Below are 26828 nucleotides of genomic sequence, written 5' to 3' on the forward strand. Positions count from 1 at the left end.
CACGATTTACCGGGTAACTTGCTGCTCCAACACCTTCACAATAGCGGCCACGATGGCCGCAGGGTCCGACTGCTGCACTTCCACCACCGGCATCTCACCGAACGGCTTGCGCGCTGCGCGCAATTGCGACGCGCTCTGTTCCAGACTATCCAGCTCCGACGCGCGGGCGCGCCAGTAAGTCAGCTTGCCGGCTTGCGCCGCCTGTGCCGCCGCCAGCGCGGGGCCGACCTCGGGGTTGAGCGGCGTATCGGGATAGCCGCAGTTGGGCGCCGGCTTGCCCTGCTCCACCGACGCCAGACAGGCCAGCACCGCCTCCAGCTGCTGGGCGCGATCGGCGGGCAAGGCGTCTTCGCGCATCGGCTGCACCAGCACCAGGCCGGCGACCTGCACGCCGCGCGAGCGCAAGGCGACATGCTGCGCCACCATCGCGCCATAGCCGGCGCCGACCAGCACGAACGGGCCGTCGAGATGGGCATTCTTGATGAGGAAATTCAGATCCTTGCCGGCGTTGGCCACGTTGGCGGCGCGGATGATGGGATCGCTGGCGCCGAAGCCGGCGCGGTCGTAGACGCAGGCGCGGGTGCGCTGCGCGATGTCCGGCAGCACCGCCGACCAGTCCCAGCCAGCGCGGCCGGCATCGGCCTCGAACAGCACCGTCGGCGCGCCCTTGCCGGTGCAATACAGGTTCAATTTACGGCCGCCGACATCGACCCGCACCTGCGCGCCGGCCAACGCATTCTGCCCCGCCGGCGGTGCCGCCTGCGCCAGGCCAGCCACCAGCGCGAAACCGATCAACGTATGTTTTATCAGAATAGTCATCCGCAAAAGCATACGATGGGTTTAAGCAATTGGCAATCCCCTCTGAACAGACCGCCGGCTAAGCCAATAAGCCCCGATGGCCCACAGCGCGGCACAAAAATTAGCGACCGTGAAGAGCACATGAAATATCTTCGCGTCCTGCAGCCATCCTTCCAGATGATTCTCGCCGAGCACGACAGACAATCCGCACAACAGCAGGGCAAACTGGCGCTTGATCGCGACATCTTTCTGCCGAGCCGCCCAGAGCAAGACGCCGGCAATGAAGATGTCGAAATAGGCGATCTCCCGCTGCCAATGCACGGAAGGCATCCAGGTGGTTCCAGCCGCCGTCCAGAACGGCAAGAGGGTATGCGACACAGCCGCACAAAGCGCCGCCGACGACCACAAGCAGAATAGTAGATCCAATCGCAAGAATTTAGTGTCGCGGGCTGCAATTTTCATGGGAAAATCCAAGCGCCTGTTCTGAATACGTAATAGTCCCATCGTTGCGGTGGCGTTCATCCAGTGAGCTGCCGATTTGATAAGATAGCACCTTCAAACCTCTCACAGCAAGGTTCACGGTGCTTACTGGTTTTAACCATTTGACGCTCGCGGTTAACGACCTGTCGCGCAGCTTTGATTTTTACTCACGCCTGCTTGGATTTCGACCTGAGGCTATCTGGAACACCGGAGCTTACCTGTCTCTGGGCGAGCTGTGGTTATGTCTATCGTTGAGCAACGAGAAGACCGCAGCGCAGGCGGCCGGATATACCCACTACGCGTTTTCAATCCGTCAGCAGGATTTCGACGAATTCACACAGCGCCTGTCGGATAACGAGGTGCGCACGTGGAAAGAGAATCGCAGCGAAGGAGATTCGTTCTACTTCCTTGATCCGGATGGACATCAATTGGAAGCACACGTAGGCTCCCTCGCCTCCCGCCTGGCTGAATGCAAACAGAAGCCCTACGCAGGGATGCGATTTTTCGACTAGCCACTCACGAATGCGTATTGGCGCATTTGGGCTTGGTGAGTTTGAGTTCGATGCCAGGTTCGCCAATTTCTCTGACCCGATCCGCACCACCTCCTGGGCCATAGCCCTGATAGGAGTTCGCGCCGCCCCAAGTGTAGGTTAACTGTTTGGGTTGCGGGCCTCTGAGGTCGTATAGCGAAATCTTCACCCATTCAACAGGCGGATAGCCCGCGAGCTTCTTGGCGATCTCTTTACTCTTCTCTGGCGATGCGGGTTCGATCTGCAATCCCAATGCGAAACCGTTCGGCAGCGTCAGTCGGTGGATTTCAGGCGACACCACATCCCATCGCCCCACTTCAAGTTTGCCGCTGGATACCTCAACAGACTGCACGCCGCACACCGCATGGGCGTTCGACATACCGGCCGCAATCAACACCATTAACTGAAGCGCGCTTTTCATCTCATTCCTCCGAACTAAAATGGCTCACGCCTCCAGTGTAATTCCGGCGCATAGCGGGAAAACGCGCGGATTGTCACGGCGCGTGCTATTTCTTCGCGACCTTGCGCCACAGTTTGCGCAGCAGCCAGAACGCCAGTGCCATCACCAGTAACCAAGGCAGCAGATACGCCAGCCCAGTCACCACGCTGGCGATGCCCGATGACAGATTGCCGCCAAATCCTTCAGCCGCATACCGTACCGGTGTCCAGAACGACTGCCGCTCACGCGACTGAATCGTCACATTCAAGATATCCAGATTCATGCGCGCCAGCAGATGCGCGGCTTCGCCATTGGCTTGCTCCAGCTCTGACTGCACCGATGCCTGTTCCTTGGCCAGCTTGATCAACGCATCCGCATCCAATCCCGGCTTGCGCGCCAGCTTGTCCAACTTCTGCTGATACGCGTGCAGCATCTCCAGCCGTTTGGCATTGTCCGCCACCGGCCGCGCCAGATCCTCAACACTGGTTTCCTGCCGCGCCAGTTCGCCGCCGGCAGCCGCCAAAGCCAGCAGCTTGTTGATGCCGGCCGACTTGGCACGCATCCGCAACTGCGCCGCTTCATAGCGTCCGCCCTCGACCGAGGACTTCATCAGCGCACATTGGTTGTCCCGATCCGCCTCGCAAGCCGCGACCAGGCGATCGAACAGTGGTTTGACCTTCCCCTCATCGGTTTGAATGGTGGCGGCGTGTTCGTACGCCAGAAACTTGTCGCGCTCCTTGGGCGCCACAACCGATGCCATGTCGCCCTGCTCCCTGCCGCTGCAGGCAATCAAACAAAGGGCACAAAGCAAATACAGTATTCTGTTCATGCGTTCACACCCACGAGTAAGGAAAGGCCAAATCATAACAGCGCCACAGTGAAATCCGCTTGACCTTCCCACAGCGGGAAGGATTACAGTGTAGGTATTCCAAACTGTTTGAGGAGTATGCGATGTACCAGCTGCAAGTAGAAAACATGAGCTGCGGCCACTGTGTGGGCGCCGTGACCAAGGCTGTGCAGGAGATCGACGCCGCCGCCAAGGTGGAAATCGACTTGACCACCAAATCGGTCAAGATCGACAGCGCGACGCCGCTGACGCCGCTGAAATCGGCCATCGCCGATGCCGGTTATCCAGTCACCAGCGCGGTCTGATTATTTATCCAGTTCCGGATACTGCCGGAAGATGCCGCTCTCATTGAACGGTATCCGCCGCTTCGAACGCAGGTAGGCTGCGACGTTCGGCCGCTGCGCCACCTTGTCGCGCAAGGCGAACAGGCCGGGATACGATGGCGCCAGCCGCGCCATCGTCTTCGGAAACGCATAGCTCAGCCCCTCGATCAGCTGGAACAGCGACAAGTCCACATACGTCAAGCGCGATCCCACCGCATAACCGCCCCGCCCCGGATTACGCTGCACCACGCCCTCGAAATAATCGAGAAACTTGGGAATGCGCTGCTCGCGGAAGTCGCGCGCCCGCGCCTTGGCTTCTTTTTTCTGATCCTCGTAATACAGGTTGGTGGAGATGGGGTGATGCGTATCATGCGCCTCCGCCACGATATCCGCGATGGTCAGCTGTAGCTGATTGCACCACAGCCGCCCCTCCTGCGCACGCGGCGCCAGCCCATGCTTCGCGCCCAGGAACAGCAGGATGTTCGCGGTCTGCCCGATCAGCTGATCGCCAACCTTCAGCACCGGTGGCGCAAACGATGGATGCTCGACCTGCTCGCCATCCAGCGCGGCCGTCAGCTTCGGCATGCCGCCCTTGAGCCGCGCCACGTCCACATATGGCACGCCGGCCTCCTCCAGCGCCAGCCGGACGAATTCACCGCGGCCCTGCAGGCCATCCCAGTAAAGTAGTTGATAAGGAGTCATCATGCGCCCATGGTAGCATCAGCTGATCAGCCACGCCGCCCGATAGCCCATGCCACTCGACACCCATATCGTCCTGATGATCGCCGCCGCCGGCTTCTTCGCCGGCGTACAGAATGCGCTGGCCGGCGGCGGTTCCTTCATCACCTTCCCCGCCCTGCTGCTGGCCGGCCTCAATCCACTGGCGGCCAACATGACATCCACCATCGCCATGTTCCCCAGCCAGAGCACCGCCGCCTATGCGGGACGCAAGCTGGTAAGCGACGTCGGCGCGCTCAGCTTCCGCAAGCTGTTCATCATCAGCACCATCGGCGGCGTGGCCGGCGCGCTGCTGTTGCTGCACACGCCGCCGTCGATCTTTGAAAAGCTGGTGCCGTGGCTGGTGCTATTCGCCACCTCGGTGTTCGCGTGGGGTAGCTTCCGCCGCAAGCCGCTGCATGCGGCCAGCGGCATGCCGGTCTGGCTACTGGTGCTGATCCAGACCTGCATCGCCATCTACGGCGGTTACTTCGGTGGCGGCATCGGTTTTCTGATGCTGGCCGCGCTGACCATCGCCGGCCAGCAGGTACGCGCCGCCACCGCCACCAAGAACGTGCTGGCGATGGCCATGAACGCCGCCGCCACGCTGATCTTCGCCACCTCGAACTTAATCAGCTGGCCGGCCGCGCTGGCGCTCTGCGTGGGCGGCATCGCCGGCGGCATGTGCGGCGGCTACCTGATACACCGCCTGCCGGAAAAGCTGATGCGCGGCTTTGTGGTGATGGTCGGTGCGGTGCTCACAGTCTGGATGTTCAGCCGTTAGAAGGTGGTCTTCACTGTCACACGCATGGTGCGGCGCTCGGCCGGATGATAGTGAATGTCCGTCACACCCTCGGCCGGCTCGCCCTGCAGGCGCGAGGCGTAGTAGTAGTCCACATCGCTGACACGGCGGTCGAACAGGTTGAAGGCATCCAGCTGCACCGTCCAGCGGCGGTTGAGTTTATAGCCCAGGCGCGCATAGGCAATCGCGGTGGCGGCTGAGCGGATGCTGTTATCCTCGATCAGCGGACGCGGTCCGAAGTAACGCAACTGGAACGCCGCCGACCATGGCCCCAGGTCGCTGATGGTGGCGCCAAACGACGCCACTTTGCCGACCGCGCCCGGAATGTAGTCGCCCACTTCGTCATGCTCGGTGTAGTGCGCGCGCGAGTAAGCCATGTCCAGATCGAACAGCAGCCAGGCGTTGGCGATGTAGTGGTTGTTCCACTCGACGCCGGAGCGGTAGCTGCCACGGCTCGGGGAAGTATCGCCAGCATCGCCGGAGAACACCAGTTCCGAAGCCGAACGCAGCTTCCACAACGCCATTGAGCTTTGCAAGCCGGGGATGAATTCGGTGCGCGCACCAAGTTCCGCACCGCGCGTTTTCACCAGCGGCGTGACCGGATCGGTCGGCAGCAGCTCTTTCGGCGTCAGGTGCACCGTGGTGCCGCGCGCGTCGTTGCTGTGGAAGCCTTCGCCGTAATTGATGAAAAATTCAGTCTTGGCCCATGGTCCCAGCACCACCGAGAATTTCGGTGAAGTGGTGCCCGCGCTGACCTTGCCCGAGTTCTCCGCAATACTGCTGTTCACATCGAAGCGATAACGGTCGTAGCGCAGACCAGCGATGGTGCGCAGCCAGTCGCGCCACTGCACGGTGTTTTCAAGGTAGGCGCCCAGGCTGCCTTCCTTCACCTTCGATTCGGAGATCACGCTCAAGGTCTGCTCATTGCGCGTGGCGTACAGGCCCAGTGGCGACAGGTAGTCGTAGCGGCCCTGCAAGCCAACCTTGTTGCTGACATCCAGACCGCCCCAGTGGCTGAACCAGGTCTGCGCCACATCGAAGCCACCCATGCGGCGCTTCTCGCTCTGGCGTGACTGGTCACCGTTGACCGGGTCGTCGAGGAAGTAGGTGAAGTCATTGAACAGCGTCAGGCTCGATTGCACCACGTAGGCACTGGCCTGCAACAGACTGTCGCTGCTGCGCTTGCGCATGGTGGCGGACAGGCTGTAACGCGAAGTCCGGCCGCCATCGCTGGTATCGACGGCGCCAAATTCATCCAGCGCCCCGCTTTGCACCGCGCGCAGCGGAATCTGGTTGCTGGCGTACCAGGCGCCCTTGTAGAACATGCCAGTCACGGTAAACTGGTCATCGCTGGCGCCCTGCGCGTAACGCAGCACGCCCAGGCTTTTGTGGAAAGCTTCCGGCGTTACCCACGGGCCGTTGTTGTGCGCCAGTTCCGCACCATACACCAGCGTCCCCGCAGCCAGTGGTGTCGAACCGGTGACGACCGAACGCACGTATTGGTTTTCGCCGACAGTGACGCTGGCGGTGTTTTCCTTCAGCTTGTTCGCCAGCGTCATGTGCGCCGCGCCGGCCGAGGCGAAGTCGCCTTCGTCGGCGTAGTACGGACCTTTTTTGTAGTTGATGCGATCGACCAGTTCAGGGATCAGGAAATTCAGATCGGTATAACCCTGGCCATGCGCGTGGGTGCGCATGTTGACAGGCATGCCGTCGACAAAGGTCGCGAAGTCGGTGCCGTGATCGAGATTGAAGCCGCGCAGGAAGTACTGATTGGCCTTGCCGTCGCCGCTATGCTGAGTAACGATCACGCCGGGCACGAACTCCAGCAGCTCGCCGGGCCGCAGCGCCGGACGATTGGCGATCAGCTCCGCTGTCACCGCGCCCTGGCTGGCTGCGCCCGAGGTGCCAACACCATTATCGTAATGGCCGCGCACCTCGACTTTTTCGACCGGTTCGGTATCGCTGTCGGCGTGAGCCACCAGCGGCAGGATCGCCGCCAGGGCAACGAGGGATGGGCGCATCATAAATAGCCTTTCAATTTGCGAAGTTTGTTACGACGGCTGACATAGCCCACGCCAATCAGCGCAGCGGCCAGTGCCAGCATCACCAGGCTGCCGACAGTCTTTTGAACCGGCGTCAGATTGGTCAGGGTTTCCATTTCAAAGCCGCTGACTTTGGCGTCGGCGGCTTGCGGCTTGGCCTGCGGCGCGGGCGCCGGCTTGGCCGCTGCCGGTTTCTGAGCCGGCGGCTGCTGTACCTCGGCATCGGCCTTGGCCTGCAACGCCTGCAGCTCTGCGGCCGCGTTCTGCACTGCCAACTGCGGCGACGGCGCGGCACCGCCTGCGCGTGCGGCGGCAGCAGCGCCATGAGCGATAGCCGTATTGGTGCCGACGTTTGGCACAAAGTCGGCACTGAACTGCGGCGCCACCTTCAGCGTCGCCTTGCTGCACGAATCCGCGCTGCACGAGACGCCAGCGTCCTTGATCGCCTGCGCGTTCATCTGCGTCAGCTTGGCGCGCACGGCGGCGCTGGGCTTCCAGTAACCGCGCTCGATCGCGCTCAGCATACGGTCAGTGACGGCCTGGAAAGCGCGCAGATTGCCGGCATCGGCAAAGCGCTCGCGCACCTTCAGGCCGTGACGGTCCTCGACATAAGTGTCGTACATGCGCTGCCACTTACCGTCGTCGACCACCTCCGGCACCGTCACCTGCCACGCCCACAGATAGTCCACCACGCGATTGATGTAGCGCGCGCCGGAATAGCCCTCCTTCAGCATGCTGTCGGCCCAGCGCGGGTTCAGGTAACGCGCCTGCATCTCCTGCCCCATGTACTGCTCCAGCGTCTTGTGGGTGGCGCGGCGCGGGTTGGAGAGATCGCTGACCATCACTTCCGGCGTCTTGCCGTCCACACTGCGGATCGCCATCGCGGTACCGCCCAGATACTGGAAGAAGTCATCGTTATCCAAGGTCGCAAACAGATTGCTGGAACGGCTGTGCAGCGCGATCTGGCTGCCGGACAGCGCTTGCTTGAACAGTTCGCGGCGCTGCTCCGGATTGGCCTTGTCGTCGCCCCAATAGCCGGCGCCGAACGGATGGCTCATGCGGTTGATGAACACATCGGCCACTTCCTTCTCGTTCTGCCAGGCGTTGGTGAGCGGGATCAGCTTCTCGATCTGCGTCCCGTAAGCGCCGCTCGGCAAGCCGAAGATACGCACCGAAGCCAGTCGCTGCGCCTCCTCGGCCGACATGCCGCGCTTCGCCAGCGACGCGGCGACCTTGCCGCTGTGCTGCTGCAGCACGTTGCCGCCTTCATCGTCCTGCTTCTGCGCCAGCTGCGCCGCCTGATCCATCAACGTCAACAGATTCGGGAACAGATCGCGGAACAGGCCGGACGAAATCAGCGTTACATCCACGCGCGGGCGGCCCAGCTGCTTGCGGCTGATCGCTTCCACGCCGGTGACGCGGCCCCGTTCATCCCAGGTCGGACGTACACCCATCAACGCCATCGCCTGCGCTTCCATCACACCCTCGTGACGCGACGTCTCCACGCCCCACAAATTCATGCTGAGCTTTTCCGGCCAGGCGCCGTGGCGCTTGCGGTAATCGTCCGCCAGCTGCTGCGCCAGTTTGGCGCCGGCGTCATACGTCGCCTTGCTCGGAATGCGCGACGGATCGAGGCCGAAGAAGTTGCGGCCGGTCGGCAGCGCGTTTGGATTGCGCACCAGGTCCGCGCTCACGCCAGTCGGGATATAGCGGCCGTCCAGCGCCTGCATCAGACGATCCAGCTCCAGTTGCGCGCTGAGTTCGATGTCCGCTTCCAGCTGCGCGATGCGCTTGCTTTTTTGCTCCGGCGTGGCGTCGGTATCCAGACTGACCACGGCGCGCGCGGTGGCGTTGCGTTGTTCGGCGTTGGGCGCCACGCCAAAGGTATGCAGGCCGAAAGGCGTCAGCTTGTTGCCGGTGTCGTCCAGGTATTCCTCCAGCCCTTCCATATCGGCTTCCGACTTCAGCTCTTTCTTCTTCATGTCCTTCAACACGCCGGCCTTGGCGGCGATCTGGTTGATGGCTTTCAGATGGCTGGCCGCCAGCAGCGGACTCTTTTGCTCGGCCACGCGATAGTCGTTGAGCAGCGCGCCCAGTTCGCGCAGATCCGGATTCAGGCCGGCGATATCGAACGGTGGCGTCATGTGGTCGATGATGGTGGCCATGCCGCGCCGCTTGGCCTGGATGCCCTCGCCCACGTCGTCCATCACATAGGGATAGATGTTGGGCATGGCGCCGATCAGCGCTTCGGTCGGATCGCTGTCGGACAGGCCGGCCTCTTTACCGGTCAGCCATTCCTGCGTGCCGTGGGTACCGATGTGCATGACGGCGTGCGCGCGGAAGTCCTTTTGCAGCCATAGATAGAAAGCGATGTACTCGTGCGATGGCGGCATGCTGACTTCATTGTGCAGCTTCTCCAGATTCTGCTCCCAGGCGCGGCCGGGCTGCGGCGCCATCAGCACATTGCCGAAGCGGCGTGCCGGGTAGACGAAGAACGCCTCGCCCTTGGCATTGCGCCACAGGACCGGCGCGTTCTCCGGCTTGCCCCACGATTGTTCGATCGCCGCGCGCAGCGGCGCGGCCAGTTGGCTAAACCACTGCTGGTATTCGCTCAACGGCACCAGCAAGGCCTGGCCGCTTTCGGCCAGATGTTTCAAGCCCGCGTTGTAATCGCCTTTCGATTTGCCGGGGTAATTGCCCCACTTCTGGATTTCGCCTTGCAGCTCGGCCTCGCTGGTCGGCAGCGCTTCGCCGGTGCGGTAGCCATCGTGCTTCAGGCGCTGAACGATCTGCCACAGGCTTTCCGGCAGCACGTTCAGGTAAGCCGCGCCGATGGTCTCCGAACCGTGCGGATAGTTAAAGTAGATCATGGCGACACGCTTGTCGGCATTGGCCTTTTCCCGCAGCGCGAGCCAGGCGGCCACGCGCTCGTTCAGACGCTCGATGCGCTCCGGGATAGGCGTCTCTTCAACGTAGGCCAGGCCGGTCTGCGCATCGCTGATGCGTTCGCGGCTGGCGACCACGGTCGGCTGGATCAGGCCCGCCGCTTCCGCGCCGGCCAGTTGCCAGGTACGCTCGATGATATCCAGGCCGATTTTGGATTCCTGCCACTGCGCCAACGTCTGCTGGCTCAGCGTGATGGCGTTGATGGCGGGGACGCCGATCTTGTCCAGCATCGCGCCCACGCTGGTGGTGCCGCCCACCTTCATGCCCAGCGCGACGATCAGATCGACGCGGCTCTTGCCGTTTTCATCCAACAGCAGCTTGAGTGGCACCTCATACGGATAGCCAAACACCGGCAGCGCGTTATAGCCGCTGGCTTCCAGTCGCGCGACAATCGCCGCCAGCGGCAACGTTTGTCCCGCCACCAGACTGGCGCGATAGAACGGCACGGCGATCCACGGCGCACCCGGTTTGTAATGCGCGTAACCGCGCACGTAATCGTCGTAGCTGGCGACGGTGCGATTGGCCGCCACATCGTACAGGCCCGCCTCCGGCATCGCATGCACCGGCGCCGCGCTGACCTGTGCGCCGAACTGCGTCTTCAGAATGTAGCGCAGCAGATTGCCGATGTTCTCCACACCGCCTTCGGCGTGATAGGATTGAATGGCTTTATCATCGCGCACACCCAGCTCGCGCAAGCTGTCGTCCAGCGCGCCCACCGCGAACACCGGCTTGCGCGCTTTCTGCAGCGTTTCAAGTTCCGTGGTGAGCCCGGCCATCGCCTGCCGCCCCTTGACGTTGATGACCGCCACATCGGCGCCCGCCAGCGCGCTGCGATCGGCCGGCGTCAGGCCATTGACCGGGATGATGCGGATGGCGAGATTCAGCGCCTTCAGCTCCGTTTGCAGGCCGCGCACCGCCAGCACGGCGGGACGCGATTCCACATCACCCAGCATCAGCGCCAGCGTGCGCGGCGCCTGCGCCGAATGTACGTAGCCGGCCACGCACAGCGACAGCAGCATCAGAGCTGCCAGCCAAAGCTTATTCCGGAACATAGACCACCTTCCCATCCGGCAGCTGATACGCCGTGCCCAAACGCTTGCCGGAGCCGGACAGCGGCTTGTCACTGACCTTGCTCACCTTGATTTCGGAGCCCTTCTTGGTCAGCACCTCGACGTGACCGTCGGCCGATTTCTTGGCGATGGTGACTTCGGAATTCGGGTCCAGCAGATCCATCATATTCCAGGCCGAGAACAGCGCCAGCATCATGGCGACGATGAACACGATGCTGGCGTCGAACAGATTGGCGACGCCGGCCAGCGGATCATCACCATGCTCGCCGCGTGCGCTGAAGCGGTGTTTATTCAAATAGCGCATCTCAGCCCTCCGCTGCCAGCAGCGCTTCGGCGGCGAAGGCGATGTCGGTCAGATCGTTGCGCAGCCAGTGTTCACGCACCAGCGTCAGCACATAGGCCGTAACGCTGCACGCCAGGCCGACCACGGTAGCGGTGAAAGCGGTGGTCATCGACTCCGCCATCTTCGGCAGATTGCCCTGCGCCAGACCGGCCAGCGAAATGCCCATCGGGATCAGAGTGCCCATCAAACCCAGCGCCGGACCGACGCGCACCACAAAGCGCACGCCGTCCAGGCGACGCATGCCGGCGGCGTCGGCGCGCTGCACCACGCGCTCCAGACGCGCGTCCAGCGCCGGCTCGCCCGGCTGCGCACTGCGTGCCGCATCCATCTGCTGCTTGGCGCTGGCGACCAGCACCCGCATGCCACGGCGGCGTTCCACCGCCTCCGCCACCAGCGTGCCAAAGCAGACCAGCATATACAGCGTCAGCGCCGCGATACCGAGCAGTACCGGCAGGTACAGCAAGTTGGAGATAGAGTACAACAGCGTTTCAATCGAATGAATCGCCGCGTCGGCGGGCAAATTGGGCATGGACGTATCCTGAAAAAGCAGCACGCAACGACGCGTAACGGCCTGGCCGCGACGCGCTGAATGAATGCATAGATTAGTTAACTACAGATGCAAGCCGCTCACCTCCCCGTGAGCGAATTGAATGAAAACGCCAGTGGCGTCTTCCCTTGTTTGGCCGGTATCCGGGCTGACAAGCGTCTCCACCTGACCTTCCCATGCACGAAGCACAGTGGCATAGCGAAGTGGATTGTCGCGCGATGCGCGACGCTTGTTTACCGTTGCGGGGGCAGCACAGGTTAGCCGGAGTCGGCATCCTGTTTCCCGTTTAACTGCGCATCCTGAGCGGACGCGCGAGCACCAAAACGTGCCGGAATTATACGTCAATCCGGGGTCAGGTCCATCATTTCTACACGTTCTCAGCCGTAGCGCACGCGCTACGGCTGAGAACGTGTAGAAATGATGGACCTGACCCCGGAGTTAGTCGGCGAGGCTTTGGAGGATGGGGCAGTCGGGGCGGTGGTCGCCGTGGCAGCAGCTGGCCAGGGTTTGCAGGGTGTCGCGCATTTCGGTCAGTTCGGCGATGCGCTGGTTGAGCTCGGCTACATGGCCGAGGGCGATGTTTTTGACGTCGCCACTGGCGCGGTCTTTGTTCTGCCACAGCGATAGCAGGTCGCGGATCTGGTCCAGCGAGAAGCCGAGCAGGCGCGCGCGTTTGACGAAGCGCAAGGTGTGCAGGTCGTTCTCGCCATAGATGCGGTAGCCGGATTCGCTACGCTTGCCGGCTGGGATCAGGGCGATGCTTTCGTAGTAGCGGATCATTTTGGCGGAGACGCCACTGGCCGCCGCGGCCTGGCCGATGTTCATGTTATTGCTCCGGTTTCCAGCGTCGCAGCAGCAGCGCGTTGCTGATGACGCTGACGGAACTCAGCGCCATCGCGCCACCGGCGACGATGGGGTTCAGCATGCCGAGTGCCGCCAGTGGTATGCCGATCAGGTTGTAGATGAAGGCCCAGAACAGGTTCTGGCGAATTTTGTTGTAGCTGCGGCGCGAGATCGAGATGGCTGCGGCCACCAGCGCCGGGTCGCCGCGCATCAGGGTGATGCCGGCGGCGTGCATGGCGACGTCGGTGCCGCTGGACATGGCGATGCCGACGTCAGCCGCCGCCAATGCGGGGGCGTCGTTGATGCCGTCGCCGACCATGGCGATGGTGGCGCCGTCGGTTTTCAGTGCCGCGATGGTGGCGGCTTTGTCGGCCGGCAGCATGTTGGCGATGATGCGCTGCACGCCAAGCTGGTGGCCGACGGCGTCGGCGCTGCCCTGGTTGTCGCCGGTGAGCAGGATGGTGTGGATGCCCATGGCATGCAGCGCCCGCACTGCGGCCGTGGCCTGTGGTTTGATGCGGTCGCCGAAGGCGAGCAGGCCGAGCACACCTTCGCCGGCGGGCGCGGCCAGCCAGGAGATGGTGTGGCCTTCGCGTTCCAGCGCTTCGGCGCGTGCCGTCAATGTCTCCAGTACGACGCCCTGCTCCTGCATCAGCCGCGTGCTGCCGAGGATCAGGCGCTGCCCATCAACCGTCGCCGCCACGCCGCGCCCAGGTAAGGCGGTGATATCGGAGGCCTGCAGCGGCGAAGCGCCACTGGCAGCCTGCTGTACGGCGCGGGCCAAGGCGTGTTCGCTGCCGCGCTGGACGGCGGCGGCCAGTTGCAGCAGCCTCGCTTCGTCCACGCCGGGCGCCGGCGCAAGCAGCGCCAACGACGGCTGGCCTTCGGTCAGCGTGCCGGTTTTGTCGAAGGCGACGGTGGTGATGCGGTGCGCCAGTTCCAACGCTTCGGCGTCTTTAATCAAAATGCCATGGCGGGCGGCGACGCCGGTGCCGGCCATGATGGCGGCCGGCGTCGCCAGCCCTAACGCGCAGGGACACGCAATCACCAGCACCGCCACTGCGTTGATGATGGCCTGTTCAGCGTCGCCACCGACCAGCCACCAGCCGGCAAAGGTCAGCAGCGCCAGCACCAGCACCACCGGCACGAATACGGCGCTGACACGGTCGACCAAATGCTGCACCGGCGCCTTGGCGGCTTGCGCATCCTCCACCAGCCGGATGATGCGCGCCAGCGTGCTTTCGGCGCCGACGGCGGTCACGCGCACCAGCAGCAAGCCCTCACCGTTAATCGCGCCGCCGGTGACGCGTTCGCCGGCGTGACGGGCTACCGGCAGGCTTTCTCCGGTGATCAGCGCTTCGTCGACGTGGCTGGCGCCTTCGGTGACCACACCGTCGGCGGCGATCCGTTCGCCGGGCCGGATGACGATGATGTCGTCGACGCGCACTTGGTTGATGGAGACGTCCACGTCCTGGCCATCGCGCCGCACCCGCGCCGATTCGGGGCGCAGAGTTTGCAGCGCGCGGATCGCCTCGGCGGTCTGGCGCTTGGCGCGGGCTTCCAGCCATTTGCCCAGCAGGACCAGCGTGATCACCACGGCCGACGCTTCAAAGTACAGGTGCGGCATGGCGTGGGCGGTGAACAGTTGATACACGCTCAGGCCATAGGCGGCGCTGGTGCCAAGGGCGACCAGCAAGTCCATATTGCCGCTGCGCGCGCGCGCGGCCAGCCAGCCGGCGCGATAAAAACGCGCGCCCAGCCAGAATTGGACCGGGGTGGCGAGCAGCCATTGCAGGCGGCCATCCAGCATCCAGTCGATCCCGGCCAGTTGCAACAGCATCGGTAGCAGCAGCGGCGCGGAGAACAGCGCGGCCAGCAGGACTGCGGTGCCGCCTTGCGGCTGGCGTGTGTTGCGGCGCGCGGAACGGGTCGAGGCGGCAGCAGCAGCGGGCGCGGCGGGGGAATCGGCGATGGCGGGGGCAATCGAAGCGGCGGCTGTGGCAGCAGCGGCGAACAGCTCTTCGGGTTGCGAGGCTTGGTAGCCTGCTTTGTCGATGACTTGCTTGAGCACGGCAAAATCGAGCGGCGCGGCGGATTCCACCCGCGCCATCTCGGTTGCCAGATTGACACTTACCTTGTCGACGCCCGGCACCGCCGCCAACACGCGCTCCACCCTGCCGACGCAGGAGGCGCAGCTCATGCCTTCAATTTTGATCGCTTGCTGATTCATGGGACACCCGATGCTGTGAATACGTGCACAGTATCAAGTATCCCATGATTGGAAGGTCAAGTGCGGACTTCACATTCTCCGGCTGGCAGCTTGCTGGTGCCGGAATTGGTGGTGGTGGTGCCACTGCCGGTGGCGCCGCCCGTGGTCTGGGTCGGGATGGTGTCGTAGGTCGACGATGGCGGGAACTCGCCGCTGCCGCTGTCATTGACCTTCTCAGGCGCCGCGCCCGACGACGATGGCGCGGACTTTGCCGCCGATCCGGACTCTTCCTGCTTGCGTTCCGCACCCTGCTTCGCCGCTCCCGGCGGCAGCCACAGCGACTTGCCCACCTGATTCGGACCGATGTCCACGCTGCCGTTTTCATTGGCCAGGTAGATCATGCCTTCCAGCACCCGCACATAGGTGCCAGGCTCGCGCTGCCCGGCGCAGGCCGACATGTTGGGATCACGGTCACGGCAGCTCTCCCCATCCGACTCCGGCGACACCCACTCGACAATGAAGGTGGTGCCGCGAATACCGATGGTGGCGCTCGGCGTTTTCATCGAGAACTTTTCCTTGTTGCGCTTGCCCAGCAGGCCGGTCACCGAGCGCAGGCCGCCCTTCACCAGGCTGAACGAGGCGGCGTCGCCACTCGGGCTGGAGGCATCGTAGGCAAAGTTCTCGACCTTGAAGGTGGTCGACGGCTTGAGCGTGATTTCACTGTTGTCGATGAATTTCACCATGGCGTAGGTGTTCTTCTCGGTTACCAGCGTGTCGCCGCTCTCCACTTCGGATTTCATCGACAGGATGCGCGCCGTGCCGTCAGCGCGCTTGGCCAGCAACGGGCCGCTCAGTTGTACCACGGTACCCGCTACCTGGGCGGCCCAACTGGCGCCGGCCATCCAGAACAGCACCAGTACAAAGAGCGCTTTAATTGCAGTAATTTTTCTTAATTGATTCATTTTTGGTTCCGCTCTGGTCTTTGGATGCATCACTGGTGGTGCTGGTCGTCTTGTCGCTCTTTTCGTCGCCAGGTGTGGACGAGGTGGTCGTGGTGCCCGTGCTGCTGCCACCACTGGACGAGCTGCCGCCCGACGAGCTCTGCGTGCTGTCGGTCGACGAGCTGCCGGTGGTACTGGCCAGCGTGGTGATGACCTCGTTGGTCGCCTGATAGACCGGGCTGACCGGGTTGCTGTTGCTCGGCGGCGAAATGACCGTGCACAGCTCCGAAGTCGGTGCGATCGTGCAAATGTCGGCCGATACCGGCGTTGGCGTTGGCGTTGGCGTTGGCGTCGGCGTCGGTGTCGGCGTATCCGGTGGTGTCGGCGTTGGCGTCGGTGTCGGCGTCGGTGTCGGCGTCGGTGTCGGCGTTGGCGTTGGCGTTGGCGTTGGCGTCGGTGTCGGCGTCGGTGTCGGTGTCGGTGTCGGTGTCGGTGTCGGCGTTGGCGTTGGCGTCGGCGTTGGCGTCGGCGTTGGCGTTGGGGTTGGGGTTGGGGTCGGCGTCGGCGTTGGCGTTGGCGTCGGTGTTGGCGTTGGCGTCGGCGTCGGCGTCGGGGTCGGAGTCGGCGTCGGCGCCTGTTGGTAATTCGGCGTTACCGCACCATTGGTGTCAGTCACCGTCCCGTTATTGGTGTAAGAAGTACCGGTGATCGACACATTACCCGAGGTCGACGTCACGCTGCCGCCCGAGCCGATCGTAACGGTATTGCTCGTATCATAGCCAGTACCCGCCGCCATCGTGATATCACCGGAATCGGTGCTCACCGAGCCATCAATCTCTAGCGGGCTGTGGGTTTGCAGCTTGATGTTGCCGGTGGTGGTCTTCACCCCATTCGGCGACAGATCGGCAATCTTCATACCGCCGGTATTGTCGATGGAAATGGCGCCGCCATTGCCGCCGCCCGCATCCACCTGCTCCACGCGGTGCACCGTCAACCAATCTGAAATCTCGGTGTTGTTGATGTTATAGATATTGATCGCGGCCGTGCTGCCGCTGCCGGCCGTATTCACTGCCGTCAGCTCGGACACCTTGGTACGCAAGCCGATGCTGCCGACGCCGATGCCGGTGGTGGTGTTCAGCACCAGCGCCGGCGCGGTGATGTAGACCGTCTTGCTGGCGCTCAGCAGGGAGCCGATCACATCCAGCGTCACCGTGCCGTTCGAGCTCACACCTGGCAACGAGTACAACACTGAGCCGCTATACACGCCGCTCAGGCTGGAAATGGTCAGCGTGCCAGTATCGGCAAAACTCAGATTGCCGGAACCACCCTGCACCGCCGCCAGGCTGGACACCGTGTTACCGGTGTTGGTCAGCGTGATGTTGCCGCTGGTGACCAGACCCAGGTCATGCACATTAATCACGCCAGTCTGGGTGATATTGCCGCTGTTGCTCAGCAGCCCAATGCGAGTGGTCGTGCTGCTGATGCTGGACGAGGTGGTCCCCACGCCGCTGATGCTGTCGACCGACACATTGCCCACGTTCAGCGAGGAATCGACCGCCCCCAGGCCAATGGTCGGCGCGACGATATGGTACAGATCGTTGACCGCCAGGCAGCCGGTGCTGCAGCTGCTACCTGAGCCGATCACCATGCTATAGCCGGAGCTGTAAGGATGAATGCTGGCCGCAGTGGTGGCCGTCAGGTTCGCGTTCAGCGCCAGCGTGTCAGCGCCAATTTCAAAAATGCCGGCCGTGCCAGCCGCGTTGACCGTGACCGTATTGCCTTCCAGCGTCACCCGCTGCGTCTTGCCGTTGATGGCCGCGCCCACCAGAATGGTTGGCGCCTCGATGTCCACAAAGCCGCCGCTGACGTTGCCGGTCAGCGTGACCACGCCCAGATTCAGGTCGGTATTGTCCTTGAAGGTCAGCGAGCCGACGCTGGTCGCGGCCAGCGCGGCAATCTGGTTGCTGGCCCCCAGAATGCTGACCGTGCCCGGCGTAGTGATGCTCATCGACGGCGCGCTCAGCACACCGCTGTCGGCGGTTTGCGTGATGTTGCCGGTACCGGTCAGCGCAATCCCCACGCCGGCGCTGATGTTGCCCAGGCTGAACGCCTGGCCGGAGTTGTAGCTGAAGCTACCATTCGAGGTAGTACCAGCCACCAAGGTCGCCTTGTTGGCGCCGGTCAGGCTGACGCTGCTGCCCGCGTTGGCATTCAGGTTGCCGGCGGTGATGACGCCGGCGCCGGTGACATTGGTACCGGACAGATACACGCTCTGCGTCTTCGCATTCAACGCGCCGGACACGTTGACATTGCCGAGCGCGGTGACGTTGATGCCGCCGTCGCCATAAGTGCCGGTCAGCGTGATCGCATTCAGCGTCACCGCGGTGTTATCGTTGAACGACAGCAGACCGACGCTGGAGGCAGTCAGCGCATCGATCTGGTTGGAGCCTACCAGGTGTGCGGCGCCGGGCGTGGTGACGCTCAGCAGCGGCGTGCTCATGGTCGAGTAATAATCCTGCTCGATGTTGCCGCCGGCCGTCAACGTGATGCCAGTCGCGCCGCTGATATTCCCCAGCGTGACGCCATTGGCGGCGGTAAAGGCAAAGGCGCCGGTGGTGGCATGGCCGCTGACGGTGCCGACGGCGTTTTTGCCGGTCAGCGCGACCGAGGTGCCATAGGAGCTCAGGCTGCCGGCGGTAACGACGCCGGTCATCGACACCGCGCCGCTGCTGCTGAGTGACACGCCTTCACTCGCGGTGACAGCACCAGTCAGCGCCACCGAGCCAGCATCGACCGACAAATCGCCGGCGGTAATGGCGCCACTGCCGGTGACGGCATTGGTCGCATTCAGGTTCAGCGAGCCCGGCACTTTCAGCGCCGCGTTGACGGCAATCGATTTGCCGCCGAGATTCAGCTGATACACCGAGCTGCTGCTCAGGTCCACCGCGCTGGCCACCGTCACCGCGCCGGTGTAATCTTCCGCCGTGCCGATTTCCAGGTTGCCACTCACCGTCTTCAGTTCATCCGCCGTCAGGCTCAGCTTGCCGCTGACCTCGGAACCGAGGTTGATGCCGGTGCTGGTGCCATAGGTATTGATGGACACCCCTTCGCCGCTGATGCTGCCGCCCAGCGCCATCTTGTTGCCCACCAGCGACACCGAACCGGCGCTGATCGCGGCATTGCTGCCGGTGGTCAGCGTGCCGGTGCCATCCACGCTGAGGTAGATATTGCCGGGGCCGCTCAACGCATGGTTCAGCGTGATGTTGCCGCCGCTTTCCAGCAACAGGTTGCTGACCCCGGACAGGCTGACATCGCCGCCGCTGGTGATGTTGCCGGCGGCGCTGTGGCCGACGATCAGATTGGCGGTGGCCACCGTGTTGAGGCCGGCCGAGGTCAGGTTCAGCGTGTTGGTGCCGGTGCCGCCAAAGGTGATGCCGCGATTGGCGGTATACGTCGAGAACGACACCGAGTCGTAGCCGCCACCGCCGCCGCCGACACTGCCGGTTGCGCCGTTCAGGTTGATGTTATCGGTGACGAAAGAAATCACCGCCTGGCTGTCGGAGGTGGTGCTCACCTGGCTGTTGGCCCCCAGCGTGATGTAACCACCCGCCACATTGGCGCGCGCGTCCAGGCTGCCACTGCCAAGGTCCACCACGCCGTTGATGGTGACGTACGACCCTTTCAGCGTCAGGTTGGCGCTGTTGGTGTTGATGGTCGAGCCGTCGTAGCTGTTGATGGTCACGCCGCCGATGCCGGAGGCGCTGCCGCTGGCGCTATCGTTGGCGCTCAGCGTGACGGCGCCGGTCATCGAGATGAGCGCGTTGACCTTGATGTCGTTGCCGGCCTGCGCCGTCAGCGTGGCCCCGGTGTCGCTGAGAATGCTGGCGTCGAAGGTGATGTCGTGCTTGGCCTGCAACACCACGTTGGTGCTGGATTCCGAAATCAGGTCGGCGCCTATGCTGGTCACGCCGGTCGACGAGCCGGCGCTGAAGGTCGCCACGTCGGTCAGCGTGCCGCCCCGGCCGCTCACCACGTCGATATCGTACGGGTCCAGTAGCCAGCTGCCGGTCTTGCCCTTGGCCGCCGCCGTGCTGACGCGGGCGCCAGACACGTCCAGATAATTGCCCGAGGTTTCGATCTGGCCGCCATCGCCGCCGCTGGCGCCGCCCTTGGCCGACAGCACGCCGTACATGCGGGTCGCTTCCTGGCTCCACACCACCACCGTGCCGCCGTTGCCGCTTTGGGTGGCGTCGGCGCTGATGACCACATCCTTGCCGACATAGGTGGCGGTGGCGTTCGTCACCGACGCATTCGCGCCCTGATAATCGCCGCCAACCAGCACCTTGCCGCCGCCGATCTCGCCGCTGGCATCGACCACCGCATTACCGGTGAGGCCGACGTTGGTACCGAGCAGCATGATGTCGCCGCCGGTGTTGAGATTGCTGCCGGTGGCGGTGGTGCTGCTGCCGTCCTCCACCATCAGCGTATTGCTGGCTTTGAGCACGATCTTGCCGTTCGCGCCGAGCACCGCGCTGTTGGCGTTGATGGTGCCGCGCTGGTTGACCAGCGCGCCGTACACGCCAATGCGGCCGCCCTGCGCCACAATGCTGCCCAGGTTGACGGCCTGGTCGGCCGGCGCCGACACCACCACCTGCACATTCGGGTCGGCCGAATCGAACAGCTGCACGCTGCGGCCGGCCGCCAGCACCACATCACCGTTCGGCGACGAAATCACGCCACTGTTTTCCACCGATGGCGCGATCAGGAAGATCTGGCCGCCGGACGGCGTGGTGATGGTACCGGCATTGCTGACCGTGCCGGCAGTCGTGCCGGCCTCGAACTTGTTATTCCCGGCCAGGAAATCGGCGTTGGAGATATTCAGCGTCGACGCCACCAGTCCGGCCACGTCCACGCGCGAACCGGCGCCGAAGATCACGCCGTTCGGGTTAATCAGGAACACCTTGCCGTTCGATTGCAGCGAACCGAGGATTTGCGATGGGTCCTGACCAGTGATGCGGTTCAGCACCTTGCTGTCCGCGCTCTGCTGGATGAACTTGGTGATCTCGTTCTGTGCAATCGAGAAGCTTTGCCAGTCGATGATGGTGTTGGGCGTGTTGGTGATGGTGTACAGGCTGCCCTGCTGATTGAAGGTAGCCATGCCGTGCACCACGGTCGGCGAGACCGGATTGGCCTGAGCCGTGCTGAACGCGGCTGCCACCACCACGGCCAGCGCCTTGCGGCGCAGATTAAAAGTCATTTGCGATTTCATGTGCTATCTCTCAGTAGGCCAGGCCCAGACGCAGGTGCAGGCGGTTGGCGTCGTCGCGGGTGGTGGCGCCGGCGCGCAATACATGACCGTAGTCCAATTGCAGATTCAAATTCGTCGACAGCACGAAACGCGCGCCGACACCGGCGCTGGCGATGGTGCTGCTTTCCAGTTCGCCCGCCAGCGCCTTGTTGCGGCTGACATAGGCAGTGTCGTAAAAGCCCAGCAGCCGGCAGTTCCAGCCGTTGTGGCTGCACAGATTGGGCGTATAGGCTTCCAGGTTGACGCTCAGGCCGGAATCGTTGGAGATTTCCCGCTCGGCGAAGCCGCGTACCGACGTGGCGCCGCCGGCGCCGAACTGCTCGCCCGGAATCAGCGCGTCGCGCGTGTACTGGCCGTTGACGATGGCACGTACCTGCCATGCGTTCTTGAAGGCGTGGGTGACGCTGCCGCCCACGCGTAAGATGGTGTAGTTCGCTTTGGCATTGGTGCGCGCCGCCGTGAAGGCATCCTGGCCACCGTTGGTGCCGCCGGAGACGTTGTGCAGCAGCGAGATCTGAGCGCCGGCCTCGCCCATCGGGATCGGCGTGGTGGCCTGGTAGGCGATGCTCAGCGGATGCACCGTGACATCGTTACCGAGCTCGGTGCCCAGCAGCACCACGCTGTTTTTGAAGGCTTTCACATCAAGGCCATACAACAGCTGCGATTCCAGCTCGCCGCGCTTGGCCAGCGTGTGGTTGTAGCGCGCGCCATACACCGCACCCTTGCCGCTGACCGCCAGGTTGAAGCTGCCGGCGGTGATGGTGCCGGAATCGACGTTCGAATAGCTGGCGTAAAAGTCTACCGAATCACCCAGCGCGTACAGTGGAATGTGGTAACCGGCGCCATACACCTTGACCCGGCCCGGCTCCTCGGCCGAGGTCACGTACTGCAGCGAGGCCAGATGATCGCGGCCGAACAGATTGGCGTTTTGCAGCACCACGCCGAGGTGGGTCTTGCCGGTGGCGTCGGTGCCGGTGTTGTCGACATTGGCCATCACCTTCCACGGCGATTCATCCTTGACCTCCAGTACGGCATCGACTTCGTCGTCTTTCTCGCCATTTTGCAGCTTCATCGTGACCTGCTTGGCCGGGTTGTCATTACCCTGTTTCAGGTTGGCCGACACCACCTTCAGATTGGGCGACTGGCCTTCCTGCAGCGATGGCAGGCTGCGGCGAATATTTGCTTCGTCGAAATACTTATTGTTCTTGACCGTAACCCGGCCGACTTTGGTTTCCACCACGCGCAATACCACCACGCCGCCATTCAGTTCCTGCTCCGGCAATTCAATCGTGACGACGTTGTAACCACGTTCGTGATACGCTGCCTCCAGCGCTTCCAGGGCCCGCTGCACATAGCCGAAATCGCGCTCCTTGCCGCTATAGCCAGACAGGATCTGGTCGATCTCGGCCTGCGACAACAGCGTGTTGCCCTTGACTTCAAAGTGTGAAATTTCAAAACGGATGGCGCCATCGTCGGGCGTATTGGCGCCCCACGCCGATACAACGGCGGCGGCCAGAACGGAACCTGCGAGCAGGCGCGTTAGCTTAGTTCTCATGTCGTGGACTCTTGGTTGCTTGTGGCGAAAGAAAGTCGCCTATGGTTTTTTGCTGTTTTGCAATAGCTTCTTCCGCGATGCTAGCATAGCAATTCGGCGCTGCGCGGCGATTTCACCTCTACCGCTGGAAGTGTTGGATTTATGCCCAGACGCTTGCCATTCTCATATCGTTATTTGGTTTCAAAGGTGGTCACGCCATCCCAATCCTCGCCCGGCGGATGGGCGCGGTAATAGGCGAGCCGCTCGACGTACAGCTGGTACAAGCCGCGTTCCGGTGCCAGCGCCCGCAATTCGTCCAGGACAGTTTCCGCCACCTCCCAGCGCTGGGCGCGCACCGCAACCAATGCCTGTTGCCAGCGATCAAGTTCGCGTTTGGTGGCCTCGTCCACATCCTGCACCAGCCCGACCGGTTCGAAAATCGCCACCGGCTCGTTCTTGCCCTTGACCCGCACCAGATCCAGCTCGCGGTAGGCGAATTCCGGCGCCGCCGCGCGCGTCATCTCGCCCACCGCGATGCCGACGCCGTATACCTTGGTGATGCCCTCCAGCCGCGAGCCGAGGTTGACGGCGTCGCCCATCACCGTATAGGCGCGGCGGATGTTGGAGCCCATGTCGCCCACGTGCATCAGGCCGGAGTTGAGGCCGATGCCGATTTTCAGTTCCGGCCAGCCGCGCGCGATGAAGTCCTGGTTGAGGCGGCGCGCGCTGGCCTGCATCAGCAGCGAGGTGGCCACGCCACGGCTGGCGTGGTCGTTGAACGACACCGGCGCGCCCCAGAACGCCATCACGGCGTCACCGATGTACTTGTCCAGCGTGCCCTGGTGGCTGCTGCGGATGTCTTCCGACATCGCGGTCAGATAGAGGTTGATGTATTCGCGCAGCTGCTTCGGCGTCAGTCCTTCGGAAATGGTGGTGAAGCCGCGCACGTCGACGAACATCACGGTCAGCTCGCGGCTTTCGCCGTCCATATTGTATTTTTCCGGGTCCTCGGCCATTTCCGCCACCAGCTCCGGCGCCACGTATTCGCCAAAGCGCGACACCAGCGCCGCGCCCTTGCGCACCTCGAAGAAATAGCCCCACGCCACGTTCACCACGAACACGCTGACGATCACGATCACCAGCATGGCCAGGTTGAAAATCAGGTTCAGTTGCGTGTACATATAGTAGTTGGCGCCCACCGCCGCCGCCAGCACCACCACGCCCAGCGCGATCGCGCGCAGCGGCGACAGCGCCGACAGCGTAAAGCTCAGCACCAGGCCGACCAGCAGGATCGTCAGCGCCTCGGCCGGCGAAGCCCAGTCGGGACGCTGGGTGAATTTGTTGTCGAGGATGGACTTGATCAGGTTGGCGTGGATTTCCACCCCTGGATACTCGGGGTTGACCGGCGTGGCCCGCAAGTCGACCAGTCCCGGCGCCGTGGTACCGATCAGAGCCACCGTGTCCTTCAGCAAGGCGGCCGGCGCGCGCCCGGTCATCACGTCGGCCGCCGACACGTAGCGGAACGAGCCGCCCTGCGGGCCGCCGATGCCGTGGTACTGGACGAAGGTGCTCATCGCCTCGCCCACCGGGATCAGGCGCTGAATATTCCCCGGCAGCAGGATGGTCAACGCATCGAAACCGCCGCTGTCGCGCTGCGCCTGCGACAGCTGGTCCACGGTCTCGGTCATGTAGGGCTTGATGGCGCGCGCCTTCATGTACAGCGCGGCGGTGGCCAACGACAGCGATGGATAGTAATCCTCCCCCACCTGCTGAATCAGATAGGCGGTGCGGACAATGCCGTCCGGATCGGTCACCACCGAAAAGCTCCCAGCGCCAGCGGCCGCCTGCTGCAGCACCGGCACGTTGGCTTCGAAGCCAGGCGCGTTATAGGCCAGCAATTCGCGGCCATTCAGGTCGGACTCGGAAAACAAGGGCTTGGGCAACGTCCCTTTGATCTGGTCTGGCGACAGATTGAAGCCGAGGATCACCGGCTTGCCCTGCAGCGCGCCGGCAAACACGCCGTCGTAATCCATCATCGGCTTCAGTTCCTGCAAGCGCTGGCGCAGCGCCGGCACATCCTTCAGCTCGGTCTGGGACAGCTTTTCCAGCACGTTATAGCCGGAACTAGTGTCCGGCTCGGGGAACGAGATGTCGTAGCCGACCGTCGCCACCTTGTAATGGTCGACCAGTTGCGAGATCAGCGTGGCCTGGACGTTGCGGCTCCAAGGGAAGCGGCCGAACTCGGTCAGCGACTTGCCGTCGATGTCGACGATGACGATGCGCGGGTCCAGCACCGGCTTTTCCAGCTTCATGCGCTCGCCGGCCCACAGATTGTCCAGTCGCGCCACGGTGTCGCTGGGAACCCAGCCCATTACGTACAACACGCCCATCAGCGTAATAACAGTGCCCAGCAGCCATCGCGGGCCATACTTGACCAGAATCTTGGTGAATTTGCGCACGCGCAGTCCTTAGGGCTGATAGCCGGGAATTTTGGCTTCGTCGATGTCGTCGATCTGTTTTTCGTCCATATTCTTGTGGGCGAACTCCAGATAGATTTTCTTGCGGATGAAGATATCGAACAGGTCGGGGTCGATATGCCCGTTGAGCGAGAAATTGCCGAGGATGCGCAGCGATTCGGACAGCATCTTGCCCTTCTTGTAGGGGCGGTCCTTGGCGGTCAGCGCCTCGAAGATGTCGGCAATCGCCATCACCCGCGCCTGCACCGACATCTGATCCTTGGTCAGACCGCGCGGATAACCCTTGCCGTCCATGCGTTCGTGGTGGCCGCCGGCATACTCCGGCACATTCTTCAGATGCTTGGGCCACGGCAGCGCCTCCAGCATCTTGATGGTCATCACGATGTGATTGTTGATTTCCTTGCGCTCGGCATCGGTCAGCGTACCGAAGCGGATGGTCAGGTTGAGCAGCTCGTCCTCGTCCAGGAAGGCGCGCTCGGCGCCGTCCGGGCCGATCCAGCGGCGCTGGGCGATGGCGCGCACGCGCTCCTGATCGTCCGGCTTCATGCCCTCGCCGCCGACATTGGCAACGCGCAGGAATTCGCGCTCCTCGCGCAGACTGGCCTGCAGCTGCGCCAGCTCGGCATCGATGGCGGCCGTGTCCGCGCCTGGTTCCAGCTTGCGCTTCAGCGCGGCGATCTCGGCATCGCGCAGCAGCACTTCGAAGCGGGTGTCAATCAGCGCGATGCGGTCGAAGATGGTTTCCAGCTTGGTGGCCTTGTCCACCACGTGCACCGGGGTGGTGATCTTGCCGCAGTCGTGCAACAGGCCGGCCAGCCACAGTTCCTTGCGGTCGGCGTCCGTCATGTGGAAGTCGGCCAGCGGACCACTGCCGGTTTCGTGCACGGCCTCGGCCAGCATCATGGTCAGCTCCGGCACGAACTGGCAGTGGCGGCCGGTGTATGGCGATTTCTCGTCGATACCAATGTTGATCAGGTTGACCAGCGCCTCCAGCAGCTCTTCCAACTGAGCGATCAGGCGTTGGTGGGTCAGCGCCACCGCCGCCTGCGCCGACAACGCCTCGATGAAACGCTGGTCGGTCGGGGTAAAGGCGCGAATGGCACCGGTCTCGCTATCCTTGGAGTTAATCAGCTGCAGCACGCCGACCAGCACGCCCTCATGGTCGCTCATCGGCACCGTCAGGAACGATTGCGAGTGATAATTACGCAGCTGGTCGAATTTGACCATGCCGGAAAAATTGAACACATCGGCCTTGTACACGTCCTCGATATTGACCGAGAGGCCGAAGTGGGCCGCATACGCCGCCACCGCCGTCAGGTTTTTTTCACCGTTGTCGTCGAACAGCGGCACGCTGCCGGCCGTCACCGGCACGCCGCTGCTGCCGCCCTGGTGGGTCTGCAGCGTGTCATTGAGGAGGATGTGGAAATTCAGATAGCGCTTGTCTTCGCTGGGCCGGTACAAGGTGCCACCGTCGGCATTGGTCATGCGCTTGGCGACCAGCAGGATACGCTCCAGCAGCACGTCGGTATCGTGATTGCTGCCCAGCTGGACGCTGAGCTCGGTCAGCTGGTCCAGACGCTCGGCGATTTGGGTTTGGTTCAACTCTTGCATGGTTGTTTTAATTGTAGAGCC

The 26828-nt window shown here is 63.0% G+C and carries 19 protein-coding genes and 1 riboswitch; of the genes, 3 read left to right on the forward strand and 16 right to left on the reverse strand.

Features of this window, described 5'->3' with window-relative positions:
• Positions 1-6: 6 nt before the first annotated feature.
• Positions 7-819 (reverse strand): alpha/beta fold hydrolase, encoded by an 813-nt coding sequence (locus tag GJ699_RS04890; RefSeq protein WP_154373659.1) that lies wholly within the window; start codon positions 817-819, stop codon positions 7-9.
• Between the two features lie 21 nt (positions 820-840).
• Positions 841-1320, reverse strand: coding sequence for a hypothetical protein (locus tag GJ699_RS04895; protein WP_154373661.1), 480 nt, complete (start codon positions 1318-1320; stop codon positions 841-843).
• 59 nt (positions 1321-1379) lie between these two features.
• Here GJ699_RS04895 and fos point away from each other — a divergent pair, with 59 nt between their 5' ends.
• Complete coding sequence (fos, locus tag GJ699_RS04900; protein WP_371867458.1) at positions 1380-1790, forward strand: fosfomycin resistance glutathione transferase; 411 nt, start codon at positions 1380-1382, stop codon at positions 1788-1790.
• A gap of 4 nt (positions 1791-1794) precedes the next feature.
• Here the strand turns inward: fos and GJ699_RS04905 are convergent, their stop codons facing one another.
• Together GJ699_RS04905 and GJ699_RS04910 are read right to left on the reverse strand one after the other, a co-directional pair.
• The gene (locus GJ699_RS04905; RefSeq protein WP_154373663.1) at positions 1795-2229 is read right to left on the reverse strand and encodes a hypothetical protein; all 435 of its coding nucleotides are present in this window, start codon (positions 2227-2229) and stop codon (positions 1795-1797) included.
• 85 nt (positions 2230-2314) lie between these two features.
• Positions 2315-3007 (reverse strand): DUF4349 domain-containing protein, encoded by a 693-nt coding sequence (locus GJ699_RS04910; protein WP_195763458.1) that lies wholly within the window; start codon positions 3005-3007, stop codon positions 2315-2317.
• Positions 3008-3198: 191 nt separating this feature from the next.
• On the opposite strand from GJ699_RS04910, the gene GJ699_RS04915 reads away from it, so the two are divergent.
• The gene (locus GJ699_RS04915; RefSeq protein ID WP_154373667.1) at positions 3199-3399 is read left to right on the forward strand and encodes a heavy-metal-associated domain-containing protein; all 201 of its coding nucleotides are present in this window, start codon (positions 3199-3201) and stop codon (positions 3397-3399) included.
• Here GJ699_RS04915 and GJ699_RS04920 read toward each other — a convergent pair whose 3' ends face one another.
• On the reverse strand, positions 3400-4122 hold the full coding sequence (locus GJ699_RS04920; protein WP_154373669.1) for a glutathione S-transferase: 723 nt from the start codon (positions 4120-4122) through the stop codon (positions 3400-3402). It abuts the gene before it with no gap.
• 46 nt (positions 4123-4168) lie between these two features.
• On the opposite strand from GJ699_RS04920, the gene GJ699_RS04925 reads away from it, so the two are divergent.
• The gene (locus tag GJ699_RS04925; RefSeq protein WP_154373671.1) at positions 4169-4918 is read left to right on the forward strand and encodes a sulfite exporter TauE/SafE family protein; all 750 of its coding nucleotides are present in this window, start codon (positions 4169-4171) and stop codon (positions 4916-4918) included.
• Here GJ699_RS04925 and GJ699_RS04930 read toward each other — a convergent pair.
• From GJ699_RS04930 to GJ699_RS04980, 11 genes are all read right to left on the reverse strand, one after another.
• Positions 4915-6960: a TonB-dependent receptor gene (locus GJ699_RS04930; RefSeq protein WP_154373673.1), complete on the reverse strand. Its 2046-nt coding sequence runs from the start codon at positions 6958-6960 to the stop codon at positions 4915-4917. The genes GJ699_RS04925 and GJ699_RS04930 overlap by 4 nt on opposite strands.
• Complete coding sequence (locus GJ699_RS04935; RefSeq protein ID WP_195763459.1) at positions 6957-10976, reverse strand: cobaltochelatase subunit CobN; 4020 nt, start codon at positions 10974-10976, stop codon at positions 6957-6959. Before GJ699_RS04935 ends, GJ699_RS04930 begins: the two co-directional genes overlap by 4 nt.
• Positions 10963-11298: a DUF2149 domain-containing protein gene (locus tag GJ699_RS04940; protein WP_154373677.1), complete on the reverse strand. Its 336-nt coding sequence runs from the start codon at positions 11296-11298 to the stop codon at positions 10963-10965. Before GJ699_RS04940 ends, GJ699_RS04935 begins: the two co-directional genes overlap by 14 nt.
• 1 nt (position 11299) lies before the next feature.
• Positions 11300-11866, reverse strand: a complete 567-nt coding sequence (locus GJ699_RS04945; RefSeq protein WP_154373679.1) for a MotA/TolQ/ExbB proton channel family protein — start codon at positions 11864-11866, stop codon at positions 11300-11302.
• A 135-nt stretch (positions 11867-12001) separates the two neighbouring features.
• Positions 12002-12222: riboswitch (cobalamin riboswitch) on the reverse strand.
• A 100-nt stretch (positions 12223-12322) separates the two neighbouring features.
• Complete coding sequence (gene cueR, locus GJ699_RS04950; RefSeq protein WP_154373680.1) at positions 12323-12709, reverse strand: Cu(I)-responsive transcriptional regulator; 387 nt, start codon at positions 12707-12709, stop codon at positions 12323-12325.
• Position 12710: 1 nt separating this feature from the next.
• Positions 12711-14957 (reverse strand): heavy metal translocating P-type ATPase, encoded by a 2247-nt coding sequence (locus GJ699_RS04955; protein WP_229261945.1) that lies wholly within the window; start codon positions 14955-14957, stop codon positions 12711-12713.
• A 56-nt stretch (positions 14958-15013) separates the two neighbouring features.
• On the reverse strand, positions 15014-15898 hold the full coding sequence (locus tag GJ699_RS04960; RefSeq protein ID WP_229261946.1) for a FecR family protein: 885 nt from the start codon (positions 15896-15898) through the stop codon (positions 15014-15016).
• Positions 15867-21134: a two-partner secretion domain-containing protein gene (locus GJ699_RS34110; protein ID WP_195763460.1), complete on the reverse strand. Its 5268-nt coding sequence runs from the start codon at positions 21132-21134 to the stop codon at positions 15867-15869. The genes GJ699_RS04960 and GJ699_RS34110 overlap by 32 nt, the downstream gene beginning before the upstream one ends.
• 22 nt (positions 21135-21156) lie before the next feature.
• Positions 21157-22740 carry a ShlB/FhaC/HecB family hemolysin secretion/activation protein gene (locus GJ699_RS04970; protein WP_154373682.1) on the reverse strand — a complete coding sequence of 528 codons (1584 nt, stop codon included), beginning with the start codon at positions 22738-22740 and terminating at the stop codon, positions 21157-21159.
• A 170-nt stretch (positions 22741-22910) separates the two neighbouring features.
• Positions 22911-25109: a CHASE2 domain-containing protein gene (locus tag GJ699_RS04975; protein ID WP_154374124.1), complete on the reverse strand. Its 2199-nt coding sequence runs from the start codon at positions 25107-25109 to the stop codon at positions 22911-22913.
• A 78-nt stretch (positions 25110-25187) separates the two neighbouring features.
• A complete protein-coding gene (locus tag GJ699_RS04980) occupies positions 25188-26807 on the reverse strand; it encodes a GAF and HD-GYP domain-containing protein (RefSeq protein ID WP_154373684.1) in 1620 nt (539 codons plus the stop codon).
• Positions 26808-26828 lie beyond the last annotated feature (21 nt).

Origin of the sequence: Duganella guangzhouensis, from assembly GCF_009674535.1 — a bacterium.
In the GTDB taxonomy this organism is placed as follows: domain Bacteria; phylum Pseudomonadota; class Gammaproteobacteria; order Burkholderiales; family Burkholderiaceae_D; genus Rugamonas; species Rugamonas guangzhouensis.